The organism is Oharaeibacter diazotrophicus (assembly GCF_004362745.1).
GTDB lineage: Bacteria > Pseudomonadota > Alphaproteobacteria > Rhizobiales > Pleomorphomonadaceae > Oharaeibacter > Oharaeibacter diazotrophicus.
In genome coordinates this window covers 505,970-518,752 of the sequence record NZ_SNXY01000009.1, presented here as the reverse complement: position 1 = coordinate 518,752, position 12,783 = coordinate 505,970, and the positions used below count along the sequence as shown (strand labels likewise).

Sequence of the window (12,783 nt, the reverse complement as noted above, 5' to 3'; positions counted from 1 at the left end):
CGCCCATCCGGAGCAATCCGGAGGGCGGGGTTTTCGCGCTTCCGTCCCGTCTGCCGCAGTGCGAAAAGGAAGGCGGACGGACGTCGGCTCCGCCGCGGCCCCGCGGCGCGGGCGGAGCGGTCGTCGTTGTCCGCACCGCTCGCCGCCCCGCCACTCGCCCACGGATCGCCGCATGAAGTCGAAGCTCCCCGTCGTCCTCGCGGTGGTCGCCGTGGCCGCGGCGCTCGGCTATGCCGGCTGGCGCCACGCCGGCGCGCTCCGCGCCGAGGCACTGCCCGAGAACGTCACGGTCGCCAACGGCCGCATCGAGGTCGAGCGCGTCGACGTCTCCGCCAAGCTCGCCGGCCGCGTCGCGACGATCGCGGTGCGCGAGGGCGACTACCTCGACAAGGGCGCGCCCGTCGCCGAACTCGACCAAGTCCAGACCCGCGCCGAACTCGCCGCCGCCGAGGCCGAGGTCGAGCGCGCGTTCCAGGGCGTTGCGCAGGCCCGCGCCGCGGTCGCCAGCCGGGAGGCCGAACTGGCACTCGCCGAGGTGCAGCTGAAGCGCTCGGAGGAACTGCGCGACCGCGATTTCGCCACGCAGGCCGAGGCCGACCAGCGCCTCGCCGCCCGCAACGTCGCCGCCGCCGCCGTCGACGCCGCCAAGGCCGCCGTCGGCGGCGCCGACGCCGCCCGCAAGGTCGCCGAGGCCGACGTCGCGCGCATCCGCGCCGTGCTCGCCGACCTCGTGCTGACGGCGCCGATCGCCGGCCGCGTTGAGTACAAGCTGGTCCAGCCGGGCGAGGTGGTCGCCGCCGGCGGCCGCGTCGTCACGCTGCTCGACCTCACGGACGTCTCGATGACCGTGTTCCTGCCGACCTCGTCGGTCGGCCGCGTCCGCCTCGGCGGCGAGGCGCGCATCGTGCTCGACGCCGGCCCGGACTACGTGATCCCGGCGACGGTGACTTTCGTCGCGGCCGAGGCGCAGTTCACGCCGAAGACGGTGGAGACGTCCGCCGAACGCGAGAAGCTGATGTACCGCGTCAAGGTCGGCATCGCCCCCGAGCTGCTCGCGCGCTATCGCGACTACGTCAAGGCCGGCCTCACCGGCGTCGCCTACGTCGGGCTCGGTCCCGACGTCGCCTGGCCGGAGCGGCTGGCGCCGAGGCTGCCCGATGCCGGCTCCTGATCCGGCGGTCCGCGTCGCGGGCCTCGTCCACCGCTACGGCCGCACCGTCGCGGTCGAGGGCATGACGCTCGAACTTCCGGCCGGCAGCGCCACCGCGGTGATCGGGCCGGACGGCGTCGGCAAGTCGACCCTGCTCGGCCTGGTCGCCGGCGTGCGCCGGATCCAGGCCGGCTCGGTGGAGGTGCTCGGCGGCGACATGGCCTCGGCGGCGCATCGGAGCGCGGTGGCGGCGCGGATCGCCTACATGCCGCAGGGCCTCGGACGCAACCTCTACCCGACGCTGACGGTGGTCGAGAACATCGACTTCCACGCCCGCCTGTTCGGCCTCTCCGCCGCCGAGCGCACGGCCCGGATCGGCCGCCTGCTCAGCGCCACCGGTCTCGACCCGTTCCCGGACCGACCCGCCGGCAAGCTCTCCGGCGGCATGAAGCAGAAGCTGTCGCTGTGCTGCGCCCTGGTCCACAACCCCGACCTGCTGGTACTCGACGAGCCGACCACCGGCGTCGACCCGCTGTCGCGCCGGCAGTTCTGGGCGCTGGTCGCCGCCATCCGCGCCGACCGGCCGGGCATGACGGTCGTCGTCGCCACCGCCTACATGGAGGAGGCCGCGAGCTTCGGCCGGGTGGTCGCGATCGACGCCGGCCGGGTGATCGCCTCCGGCGACACCGCCGAGGTGCTCGCCCGCGCCGGCGCCCGCGACCTCGAGACCGCCTACCGCAAGCTCCGCGCCGGCGGCGACGGCACCGCCGAGCCCTTCGTGGTGCCGCCGCGGCCCGTTCGGGACGGCGCACCGGCGATCGTCGCCGAGGACCTGACCCGCCGCTTCGGCGACTTCACCGCGGTCGACCACGTCAGCTTCCGCATCGACACCGGCGAGATCTTCGGCTTCCTCGGCTCCAACGGCTGCGGCAAGACCACGACGATGAAGATGCTGACCGGCCTGCTCGAAGCCACCGAGGGGCGGGCCGAGCTGTTCGGCCGGCCGGTCGCCGGCGCCGACCTCGAGAGCCGCCTCGATGTCGGCTACATGTCGCAGGGCTTCTCGCTCTACGAGGAACTGACGGTCGCGGCCAATCTCGCGCTCGCCGCCCGGCTCTACCGGGTGCCGGCCGCCGAGATCGACGCCCGCGTCCGCGACGGCCTCGAGCGTTTCGACCTTTCCGAGGTCGCCGGCGAGCTGCCGGCGCGGCTGCCGCTCGGTCTGCGCCAGCGCCTGCAACTCGCCGCCGCCTGCCTGCACCGGCCGCGCATGTTGATCCTCGACGAGCCGACCTCGGGCGTCGACCCGGCGGCGCGCGACATGTTCTGGCGCCAGCTGGTCCGGCTGTCGCGCGAGGACGGCGTCACCATCTTCGTCTCGACCCACTTCATGAACGAGGCCGAGCGCTGCGACCGCATCTCGCTGATGCACCGCGGCCGGGTTCTGGCGGTCGGAACGCCCGACGAGCTGACGGCCTCGCGGGCGGCGCCCTCGCTCGAGGAGGCCTTCGTCGCCTATCTCGCCGAGGCCGCGGCGGGCACCGACGAGGCGGCCGGGGCGACCGCGCCGACGGTCGAGACCACCGCGACCGGAGAGGCAACGGCCTCGGCGGGCGCGGCCGCCGGACCGGCCGGGCGCGTCTGGGCCTTCGCCCGCCGCGAGGGCCTCGAACTGCTGCGCGACCGCGTCCGCCTCGTCTTCGCGCTGGCGATCCCCGTGTTCCTGCTGGTGATCTTCTCCTTCGGCATCTCCTTCGACGTCGAGCACCTGACCTACGCCGCCTTCGACCGCGACCGCTCGCCGGAGAGCCAGGCGATGCTGCGCAGTTTCGAGGGCTCGCGCTATTTCGAGACCCGTCCGCCGATCGCGTCCGACGCCGAGGTCGACCGCCGGCTCGCCGACGGCGAACTCCGGCTGGTGGTGGCGATCCCGCCCGGCTTCGGCCGCGATCTCGTCGCCGGCGAGAAGCCCGAGGTCGGTCTCTGGATCGACGGCGCCAACACCTTCCGCGCCGAGACCGTGCGCGCCTACGTCCAGGGTCTCGTCGCCGCCTGGGCCGTCGACGAGGCGCGCGCCGCATCCGGGGGCGCGGCCGGGGCGGCCGTGCCGATCGAGGTCCGGCCGCGCTACCTCTACAACCAGGCCTTCCTGTCGGTGAACGCCATCACCCCCGGCGTGGTCATGCTGGTGCTGGTGCTGATCCCGGCGATGATGACGGCGCTCGGCGTGGTGCGCGAGCGCGAGATCGGCTCGATCGCCAACCTCGAGGCCTCGCCGGCCTCGGTGGCCGAGTTCCTGTTCGGCAAGCAGCTCGCCTATGTCGCGGTCGGCGTCGTCGAGATCGTCGCGGTCTTCCTGACCGCGGTGCTCGTCTTCGGCGTGCCCTTCACCGGTTCGCTCGCCGCCTTCGCCGCCGGGGCGGTCGCCTGTGTCTTCGCCACCACCGCCTTCGGGCTGCTGGTCTCGACGGTGGTGTCGACGCAGGTCGCGGCGACCTTCGCGGTGGCGATCTTGTCGGTGCTGCCGGCGGTGAACTTCTCCGGCTTCATGTACCCGGTCGCCTCGATCGAGGGCGCCGGCCGGCTGATCGGCTACGGCTTCCCGGCCGGCTGGTTCCAGGCGATCTCGCTCGGCACCTTCGCCAAGGGCCTCGGCTTCGCCGACCTCTGGCCGAACCACCTCGCCCTGGTCGGTTTCGGCATCGGTTTCCTCGGCCTCGCCTGCCTGCGCCTGAAGAAGCAGGAGCCCTGACCGCCATGCGCTTCCTCAAGGACGTGTTCTTCCTCGGCCTCAAGGAATTCCAGAGCCTGCGCTACGACTACGTCATGCTTGCGCTGGTGGTCTACGCGCTGTCGGTGGCGGTGGTGACGGTGGCGCGCGGCGTCAAGCTCGAGGTCTCCAACGCCGCGGTCGCGGTGGTCGACGGCGACCGCTCCCAGTTGACCGCCCGGCTCGTCGACGCCATCCCGCACCGCTTCTTCCAGGCGCCGGAACTGGTCGAGGCCCCGGACGTCGACCGCGACGTCGCCGCCGGACGGCACACATTCGTGGTCGAGTTCCCGCCCGACTTCGAGCGCGACGTGCTGGCCGGCCGTGCGCCGGCGGTCGCGATCCGCGTCGACGCCACCGCGATCGCCCAGGCCGGCAACGGCGTCGCCTATCTCCAGGAGATCCTGACCGACGAGGTCGCTGCCTTCCTCGCCCCCGGCGAGGCGACGACCGCGCTGCCGGTGCGCGCCGCGGTGCGCTTCCGCTTCAACCCCAACCTCGACGGCGTCCGCTTCAACGGCGTGATGCAGGTGATCAACTCGATCACCATCCTGTCGATCCTGCTGGTCGGCTCGGCGGTGATGCGCGAGCGCGAGCACGGGACGCTCGAGCACCTCCTGGTGATGCCGGTGTCGCCGACCGCGATCGCGCTCGCCAAGATCTGGGCCAACGGCCTCGTCATCCTGGTGGCGGTGGCGCTGTCGATCGAGGTCGTGTTGAAGCTCGGCCTCGGCGTCGAGGTGTCCGGTTCGCTGGCGCTGTTCCTGACGGGCACCACGATCTACCTGTTCGCCACCACCGCGCTCGGGATTCTCCTGGCGACGCTCGCCTCGTCGATGCCGCAGTTCGCGCTCTTGGCGATCCCCGTGTTCGTGACGATGATGCTGTTGTCGGGCACCATGACGCCGCTGGAGAGCATGCCGCAGCTGCTCCAGGACGCCATGCACGCCTCGCCGTCGATCTATTTCGTGCAGTTCGCCCAGGCGATCCTCTACCGCGGCGCCGGGCTCGACATCGTCTGGCCGCAGATGGTCGTCATGGCGGGGCTCGGCGGGTTGTTCCTGGCGGTGGCGATCGCCCGGTTCCGCCGCATGCTCGCCAAGGCGGGGTGAACGGGCGGGGGCGCCGTGCTAGGCTGCGCACCGTCGCCGCCGTGTGCACGGGGTCGCGGGATGTCGGTGCTGGACGAGGTCAAGGTCGGAGCGGCGGGGCAGGCGAAGGTGATCGCCGCCCTGATGATGCGCGACATGCGCATCCGCAACAGCCGCTTCGCCTTCGCCTATTTCTTCGACGCCCTGGAGATGGTGGGACTGATCGCCTTCATGTCGGCGATCCACAGCATCATCAGCCACCAGCCGCCAATCGGCGACAGCACCTTCCTGTTCATCACCACCGGCATCGTGCCGGTGATGCTGTTCCGCGCCATCAGCGCCAAGAGCGCGACGGGCGTGAAGCAGAACCGCGGCGCCCGGGCGCTGCCGCGTGTCACCATCCTCGACAACGTCATCGCCAAGACGCTCGGGGAGGTGTTCACCTTCTCCGTGGTCAGCCTGACGTTGCTGGCGGCGCTCGGCGTGTTCGGCATCTCCAAGTACACCATCCCGTTCCGGATGGAGGTGGCGCTCGAGTGCATGGCGATGGTGATCGCCCTCGGCGCCGGTGTCGGGATGGTCAATTCGGTGATCCAGCCGTTCTTCCCGCTGTGGCAGACCATCTGGGGCTTCGTCAGCCGCGGCCAGATCCTGTTCGCCGCCGTGTTCGCCATCCCCGAGTACATGCCGATCTACATCCGCGACCTGCTCGAGTGGAATCCGATGGCGCACATCGTCGCCAAGCTCCGCCTCGGCTTCTTCCCGATGTACCCGCGCCACTTCATCGACAACGCATACGTCTGGCTCTGGGTCGCCGGCGCACTGGTCTGCGGGATGATGGCGCAGCGCGCCCTGCGCACTCGCCTCGCCGCCGGCTGATCCCGCCCCCGACCACGGGTCCGCTTCGCACCGAGCGTGGATCGGTGCGGATTGCTTTCGTTGGCGAACGAAATATATATTCGTGGGTTTCGGGCGAGCCGGGCGACGACGGGAACAACGTCGTGTGCCGGACCGCGTGGGGAGCGACGTCCGAAGCCCCCGGGGGAACGCATGGGAAAGAAGAAGCACCGCAAGCGTCGCGTACGGCAGGTCGGCGCTCTGGTCTACCGCAGCGGCGCCGAGACGGGGCCGGAGATCCTGCTGATGTCCTCGCGCGAGACCGGCCGCGCCGTCATCCCGAAGGGCTGGCCGATGCGCGGCAAGTCCGACGCCAAGGCCGCCGCGGTCGAGGCGTGGGAGGAGGCGGGCGTGCGTGGCCGGGTCGGCCGTAGGCCCGTCGGCACCTACCGCTACTGGAAGCGGCTCGACGACCATTTCCGCCTCTTGCGCGTCGACGTGTTCCCGCTGCGCGCCGCCGGCGCCGACACCGACTTCCCCGAACGCGGCGAGCGCCGCTTCGCCTGGCTGCCGCAGGGCGAGGCCGCGCTTGTCGTCGACGATCCCGAACTCGGCGCCCTGATCCGCGACGCCGACCTCGGCGCGCTCGCCAAGTAGCGTTCCGCCCCCGCTTGCCCGCCGCGGCGGGCCGGTGGACCATCGCCGCGACGAATCGAACCCGTGGGCGGCGCCCGATCTTGGAAACCGAACTCTACCTGCCGGTGAAGCGCTTCCTCGAGGGCCTCGGCTTCGAGGTCAAGGGCGAGATCGGCGGCTGCGACGTGGTCGCCGTCGCCGCCGGCGAGCCGCCGGTGGTGGTGATCGGCGAGCTCAAGCTCGCTTTCAATCTCGAACTCGTGCTGCAGGGCGTCCACCGCGCCGGCGCCGCCGACGAGGTCTGGCTCGCTGCCCCGCTGTCGCGCCGGGGCCGCGGCCGCGAGGCCGACCCGCGCTTCCGCAACCTCTGCCGCCGGCTCGGCTTCGGCCTGCTCGGGATCGCCACGACCGGCGACGTCGAGATCCTGGTCTCGCCGGCCGCCCCGACCCCGCGGCGCGACCCGAAGCGCCGCTCGCGCCTCGTCGACGAGCACCGCCGCCGCCGCGGCGACCCGGTCGCCGGGGGGAGCACGCGGACGCCGCAGATGACCGCCTACCGTCAGGAGGCGCTCGCCTGCGCCGCCGCGCTCGCCGCCGGCCCGCGCCGCCCGCGCGACCTCAGGCCGATCGCCCCGCGTGCCGCGACGATCCTCGCCGACGACGTCTACGGCTGGTTCGAACGGATCGAGCGCGGCGTCTACGGACTGCGGGAGGCCGGCCGCGAGGCGCTGGCGCGCTGGCCGCAGCCGGCCCCGCCGTCGGGAGACTAGACCTCCAGCAGCACGTCGAAGCCGCCGTAGATCATTCGCTTGGCGTCGAAGGGCAGGGCCGCGAAGTCCCTGGAGATGCGTTCGTCGGCCATCACCGCGGCGTTGATGCGGTCGCGCTCGGCGCGCGAGGGATGGACGATCCAGGAGAACACCACCACCTCGCCCTCGGCGAGCTGCACCGCCCGCGGGAACGAGGTCAGCTCGCCGACCGGCACGTCGTCGCCGACGCACTCGACCACGGCGAGCGCGCCGTGCTCCTTCCAGACCGCCGCGGCGGTCGCGGCGAGCGCACGATAGTCCTCGATGCGGTCCCGCGGCACCGCCAGCACGAATCCGTCGACATAGGCCATCTCGTCCTCCTCCTCGCCCCTTCCGACGAGGACGTTCGGCCAAGGGCGGATCCGACGACCGTGCACGAGAATTTGCTTGGGGAGCGCGCCCGGCCTTTGATACGTAAAACGTCGGTGCGCGCCGGGCGGGGCGGTCGGCGACCACCGATCCCCTGCCTTCTTCCGAGGACCTCGACCATCATGAGTGACAGCGCCGCGGCGCCGCCCGTCGACCAGGGCCGGCCGTCCGCCGACGGAACCGCCCTGAGCATCCTGATCGCCATCAGCGTCGCCCACATGCTGAACGACGTGATGCAGTCGGTGATTCCGGCGATCTACCCGATCCTTAAGACCGAGTTCGCCCTCGACTTCGGCCAGATCGGCCTGATCCAGCTCGCCTTCCAGCTCACCGCCTCGATCCTGCAGCCCTTCGTCGGCATCGTCACCGATCGCCGGCCGCAGCCGTTCTCGCTGCCGGTCGGCATGGCCTTCACGCTGGTCGGCCTCGTGATGCTGTCGACCGCGGCGAGCTATTCGTTCCTGCTGCTGGCGGTGTCCTGCGTCGGCATCGGCTCGTCGATCTTCCACCCGGAAGCCTCGCGCGTCGCCCGCATGGCGTCCGGCGGACGGCACGGCTTCGCGCAGTCGCTGTTCCAGCTCGGCGGCAACTTCGGCTCGGCGATCGGCCCGCTCGCGGCCGCGGCGATCATCCTCGGCCGCGGCCAGGGCAACGTCGCGTGGTTCGCGGTGCTGGCGCTGTTCGGCATCGTGCTCCTGACCCGCGTCGGCTTCTGGTACCGCGACCACCCGACCCGCCGGCGCGGCGGCGCGGCGGTCGTCGGCCACGGCCTGTCGAAGGCGGTGGTGGTCCGCTCGATCGTCATCCTCGCCGCGCTGATCTTCTCGAAGTTCTTCTACATGGCGGCGCTGACCAGCTACTACACCTTCTATCTGATGGAGGTGTTCCAGCTCTCGGTGAAGGACGCGCAGATCTACCTGTTCGTCTTCCTCGCCGCCGTCGCCGCGGGCACCATCGCCGGCGGTCCGATCGGCGACCGCTTCGGCCGCAAGTTCGTGATCTGGTTCTCGATCCTCGGCGCGCTGCCGCTGACGCTGGCGCTGCCGCACGCCGGCCTCTACGGCACCGTGGCGCTGTCGGTGGCGATCGGCCTCGTGCTGTCGTCGGCCTTCTCGGCGATCATCGTCTATGCCCAGGAGCTGGTGCCGGGCAAGGTCGGCCTGATCTCGGGCCTGTTCTTCGGCCTCTCCTTCGGCATGGGCGGCATCGGCGCGGCGGCGCTCGGCGAACTCGCCGACCTCACCTCGGTGCCCTTCATGTTCCAGGTGGTCGCCTTCCTGCCGGCGATCGGCCTGCTCACCGCCTTCCTCCCCGACGTCGGGCCGTCGCGCAAGCGGGCCTGATCGGGCGGACGCGAAACGGAAAACGAAGAGGGGCGGTCCGCCGGGACCGCCCCTCTTTCGTGTCGTGCCCAGTCCCCGACCGGACGCCCGCGGGCGGCCGGTTCCTCCCGTGGTCAGACGTGCTGCGGCGCGGCGGCGCTGCGCGCCATCAGCGCCTGGGCGGCCTCGCGGGCGAGCTCCGCCGACGGGAACGTGGTCCCGTCCAGCTGCCAGACGGGATACTTGACGGCCACGAAGCGGTAGCGGCTCTCCTCGGGAACGAGGATGCCGACCGCCTGGCCGGCGGCTTCGACGACGGTCGAACGGGTCATGTCCTGAAAGTCCCTCTTCGCACGCGCTGCCTAGCGGAGCGGCGTGTCGTTACGGTGTCGGTTTCGATCGGTGGTTCGACGGATGAGCCCCGCGGGGCTTCACATTCGGATCGATTTTCGACACCCGAGGCCCGACGTCGTCGGGCGATCCGTGTGGAGCGAGGGAATCGCTACGGTCGCAAAGCGCGTCTGCATGGCTGCCTCCGGCAAAGGCACACCACCACGGAACGCAGTGGCGCTTCGTTGATCATCGCGGCCCGCCGTCGTGGTCGGGTCGCGGCCGGAACCCTCCGGCAGCGTGGAAGCTATGCGGTCCGGACCTCGGCGTCAACGCGGTCGCGAGCGGTGCGGAGAACACGATTTCGCGATTCCAGGTTCACGAGCCTGTCATGGAGAACCATGTTCCTGCCGCAGCGCAACATGGGGTATTGCGTTTCCAGTTCCGCCATCGTTTCGCCATGGCGAAATCCGACGTCCGAACCGCCGCCGGATCGATCGGGTGTCGCCTTTTCACGCCGCGCCTGCGAAGATTCCGCCCTGTGCCCCGAACCTGTCCCCGGGCGAATCGTGGAGCGGCCGATGCCGGTTCTGGACTTCTGGTACGAGTTCGCCTCGCCCTATTCCCGCCTCGCCGCCGCCCGTGTCGACGAGGTGGCGGCCGGCGCCGGCGTGGCGGTGCGCTGGCGCCCGTTCCTGCTCGGTCCGATCTTCGCCGACCAGGGCTGGAACACCTCGCCCTTCAACCTCTACCCGGCCAAGGGCCGCTATCTCTGGCGCGACGTCGGACGGATCGCGCGCGGCCGCGGCCTACCCTCGGTGACGCCGACGCCGTTCCCGCAGAACGGCCTCGTCGCGGCCCGCCTCGCCACCATCGGGGTCGCCGACGGCTGGGTCGCGCCCTTCTCGAAGGCTGTGTTCGAGGCCGAGTTCGGCGCCGGCCGCGACATCTCCGATCACCGCGTGCTCGGCGGTCTCCTCGCCGACCTCGGGCTCGAACCGGACTCGCTGATCTCGCGTGCCCGCACCGACCAGGTGGTCAAGGAGCGCCTGCGCGCGGAGACCGAGGAGGCGCGCAGCCTCGGCATCTTCGGCGCGCCGAGCTTCGTCACCGAGGACGGCGAGATGTTCTGGGGCGACGACCGGCTCGCCGACGCGCTCGCCTGGGCCGCGGCGGGCGGCGACCCCGCCTGGCGCGGCGGGCGCTGACGCGCGGGCGGCGACGGACCGGTCTCCGCGGGCGGGGCAGTGCGGGATCGGCGAAACCCCGAGCCGGGGTGATTCATCGCAATTTAACGAAAGAAATTGCAAAAACGATAGTTCTTGCGTTTTGTCGCCGGCGTGCCTAGGTGTTGCCCGGGTAAACGATGGACGGCGGCGCGGGCCGCGATCGGGAGGACGTTCGGGATGGGTGTTTCCAAGCTGGACCAGCTCAGGGCGATGACGGTGGTGGTCGCCGACACCGGCGACATCGACGCCATCCGCCGGCTGAAGCCGGTGGACTGCACGACCAATCCGACCCTGGTGCTGAAGGCCGTCGCGCTGCCGGCCTACGAGGCCGTGCTCGCCGACGCGATCGCCTGGGGCCGCGGCCGGGGCGGCTCGCGCGAGGCCGTGGTGGCCGCGATCGGCGATCGCCTCGCCGTCGCCGTCGGCGCCGAGCTCGCCCGCCTCGTGCCGGGCCGCGTCTCGACCGAGGTCGACGCCGACCTCTCCTTCGACACCGCCGCCACGGTGGAGAAGGCGCGCGCCGTGATCGCCGCCTACGAGGCGCACGGCATCCCGCGCGACAAGATCCTCGTCAAGATCGCCGGCACCTGGGAAGGCATCCAGGCCTCCCGCGTGCTGCAGGCCGAGGGCATCGACACCAACGTCACGCTGATCTTCGACATCGCCCAGGCGATCGCCTGCGCGGACGCGAAGAGCTTCCTGATCTCGCCCTTCGTCGGCCGCATCCTCGACTGGTACGTCAAGGCCGAGGGCCGCAGCTTCGGTCCGGAAGAGGATCCGGGCGTCGTCTCGGTGCGCGCGATCTACCGCTACTACAAGGCCCACGGCATCGGCACCGTGGTGATGGGCGCCTCGTTCCGCTCGCCGGGCGAGGTCGAGGCGCTCGCCGGCTGCGACCGGCTGACCATCTCGCCGCAGATCCTCGACCAGCTCGCCGCCGACGAGGGCACGCTGACGCGCGTGCTCTCGCCCGACGCGATCGGCGAGGCGCCGGCCGCGGTCGCCATGGACGAGCGCGCCTTCCGCTGGGCCATGAACGAGAACCCGATGGCGACCGAGAAGCTCGCCGAGGGCATCCGCCTGTTCGCCAAGGACCTCGGCGCGCTGCGCAAGCTCGTCGCCGCCCGGCTCGACGCCTGAAGCTCCCCCGGGCGCCCCGTTCCCGGGGCGCCCGGTTCCCATCCCGCCCACACTTCCTCTCGCCCGTCGGAGCGACGATGCCGAGGCCGCGCCGCAGCGAAGACATGATCGTCCGCGTCGCGCGGATGCGCTACGAGCAGCGGTTGCCGCAGACCGAGATCGCGCGGCTGCTCGAGGTCTCCGAGGCGACGGTGAGCCGCTGCCTCAAGACCGCGCTCGACCTCGGCTTCGTCGAGATCCAGGTGGCGCCAAAGGCGTTCCGCGACGCCGCGCTGGAGCGCCGGGTCAAGCTGCACCTCGGCCTGCGCTTCGCCGTGGTGGTCGAGGAGCGCTCGAACCCCACCCAGGCGATCGACACCGTCGGCAAGGCGGTGGCGCGCGTGATCGAGGACATGCTGAAGCCCGGCGACGTGCTCGGCGTCTCCGACGGCGCCACCGTGGCGGCGATCGCCGGCGCCGCGCGCAAGGTGCCGACGACCGATCTCGACGTCGTCGCCCTCGTCGGCGGCATCGGTGCGCCGGAGCAACTGACCCATTCGAGCGAGGTGTGTCGGCGCATGGCCGCCGGTCTCGGCGCCCGGGCGTGGCAGATGCCGGTGCCCGCCCTGGTCGACGACCGGCGCACCGCCAAGATCCTGCACGACACCGCCGGCGTGCGCGGGGTGTTCCAGATGATGCGCAAGGTGACCTTCGCCGTGGTCGGCGTCGGCTCGATCTCGCCCGACGCCACCATCTTCCGCGAAGGCTTCATCGACCAGGCCTTCATGGACGACATCCGCGCCCGCGGCGCCGTCGGCACCATCTGCGCCCGCTTCTTCGGCCGCGACGGCCACCCGGTCGGCACCGGCTTCGACGACCGCACCATGTCGATCTCGCTCGAGGATCTCGCCGCCGTGCCGGTGCGCCTCGCCGCCGCGATCTCGCCCGACAAGGCTCCCGCGATCCGCGCCGCCGTCGAGGGCGGCCTCGTCAACGCCGTCGCCACCGACGCGCCGACCGCCCGCGCCCTGCTCGCCGGCCGTTGAGGCCGGCCGCCGGGGGCGGCCCGTCCGTATGCGCACGTGCATCGCTTTGCGATTCGGGATCGTCGGGCTGCCGCG

Annotated in this window: 12 protein-coding genes; 10 read left to right on the top strand and 2 right to left on the bottom strand. The window is 71.6% G+C overall.

Annotated features, from left to right (window positions below; all coding sequences use genetic code 11):
* Positions 1-172 precede the first annotated feature (172 nt).
* The 6 genes from EDD54_RS17425 (at position 173) to EDD54_RS17400 (ending at position 7,254) form a co-directional block, all read left to right on the top strand.
* Complete coding sequence (locus EDD54_RS17425; protein ID WP_126538580.1) at positions 173-1,171, top strand: HlyD family secretion protein; 999 nt, start codon at positions 173-175, stop codon at positions 1,169-1,171.
* Complete coding sequence (gene rbbA, locus EDD54_RS17420; RefSeq protein WP_126538578.1) at positions 1,158-3,902, top strand: ribosome-associated ATPase/putative transporter RbbA; 2,745 nt, start codon at positions 1,158-1,160, stop codon at positions 3,900-3,902. Before EDD54_RS17425 ends, rbbA begins: the two co-directional genes overlap by 14 nt.
* A gap of 5 nt (positions 3,903-3,907) precedes the next feature.
* A complete protein-coding gene (locus tag EDD54_RS17415) occupies positions 3,908-5,032 on the top strand; it encodes an ABC transporter permease (protein WP_126538576.1) in 1,125 nt (374 codons plus the stop codon).
* Positions 5,033-5,092: 60 nt separating this feature from the next.
* Positions 5,093-5,890: an ABC transporter permease gene (locus tag EDD54_RS17410; protein ID WP_126538574.1), complete on the top strand. Its 798-nt coding sequence runs from the start codon at positions 5,093-5,095 to the stop codon at positions 5,888-5,890.
* A gap of 171 nt (positions 5,891-6,061) precedes the next feature.
* Positions 6,062-6,505 (top strand): NUDIX hydrolase, encoded by a 444-nt coding sequence (locus tag EDD54_RS17405; protein WP_126538572.1) that lies wholly within the window; start codon positions 6,062-6,064, stop codon positions 6,503-6,505.
* A 77-nt stretch (positions 6,506-6,582) separates the two neighbouring features.
* A complete protein-coding gene (locus EDD54_RS17400; protein ID WP_245515813.1) occupies positions 6,583-7,254 on the top strand; it encodes a DUF2161 domain-containing phosphodiesterase in 672 nt (223 codons plus the stop codon).
* Here the strand turns inward: EDD54_RS17400 and EDD54_RS17395 are convergent.
* The gene (locus tag EDD54_RS17395; RefSeq protein WP_126538568.1) at positions 7,251-7,604 is read right to left on the bottom strand and encodes a DUF1428 domain-containing protein; all 354 of its coding nucleotides are present in this window, start codon (positions 7,602-7,604) and stop codon (positions 7,251-7,253) included. The genes EDD54_RS17400 and EDD54_RS17395 overlap by 4 nt on opposite strands.
* Before the next feature lie 180 nt (positions 7,605-7,784).
* Here EDD54_RS17395 and EDD54_RS17390 point away from each other — a divergent pair, with 180 nt between their 5' ends.
* Positions 7,785-9,005, top strand: coding sequence for an MFS transporter (locus EDD54_RS17390; RefSeq protein ID WP_126538566.1), 1,221 nt, complete (start codon positions 7,785-7,787; stop codon positions 9,003-9,005).
* Between the two features lie 113 nt (positions 9,006-9,118).
* On the opposite strand, the gene EDD54_RS17385 is transcribed toward EDD54_RS17390, so the two are convergent.
* Entirely contained in the window at positions 9,119-9,316 is a 198-nt protein-coding gene (locus EDD54_RS17385) for a hypothetical protein (RefSeq protein ID WP_126538564.1), read from the bottom strand.
* A gap of 579 nt (positions 9,317-9,895) precedes the next feature.
* On the opposite strand from EDD54_RS17385, the gene EDD54_RS17380 reads away from it, so the two are divergent.
* The 3 genes from EDD54_RS17380 to EDD54_RS17370 all read left to right on the top strand — a co-directional run bounded on the left by EDD54_RS17380 (position 9,896) and on the right by EDD54_RS17370 (position 12,708).
* A complete protein-coding gene (locus EDD54_RS17380; protein ID WP_126538562.1) occupies positions 9,896-10,522 on the top strand; it encodes a 2-hydroxychromene-2-carboxylate isomerase in 627 nt (208 codons plus the stop codon).
* A 198-nt stretch (positions 10,523-10,720) separates the two neighbouring features.
* Positions 10,721-11,683 (top strand): transaldolase, encoded by a 963-nt coding sequence (tal, locus tag EDD54_RS17375; RefSeq protein WP_126538560.1) that lies wholly within the window; start codon positions 10,721-10,723, stop codon positions 11,681-11,683.
* A gap of 77 nt (positions 11,684-11,760) precedes the next feature.
* Positions 11,761-12,708, top strand: coding sequence for a sugar-binding transcriptional regulator (locus EDD54_RS17370; protein WP_126538558.1), 948 nt, complete (start codon positions 11,761-11,763; stop codon positions 12,706-12,708).
* The last annotated feature ends 75 nt before the right edge of the window (positions 12,709-12,783 follow it).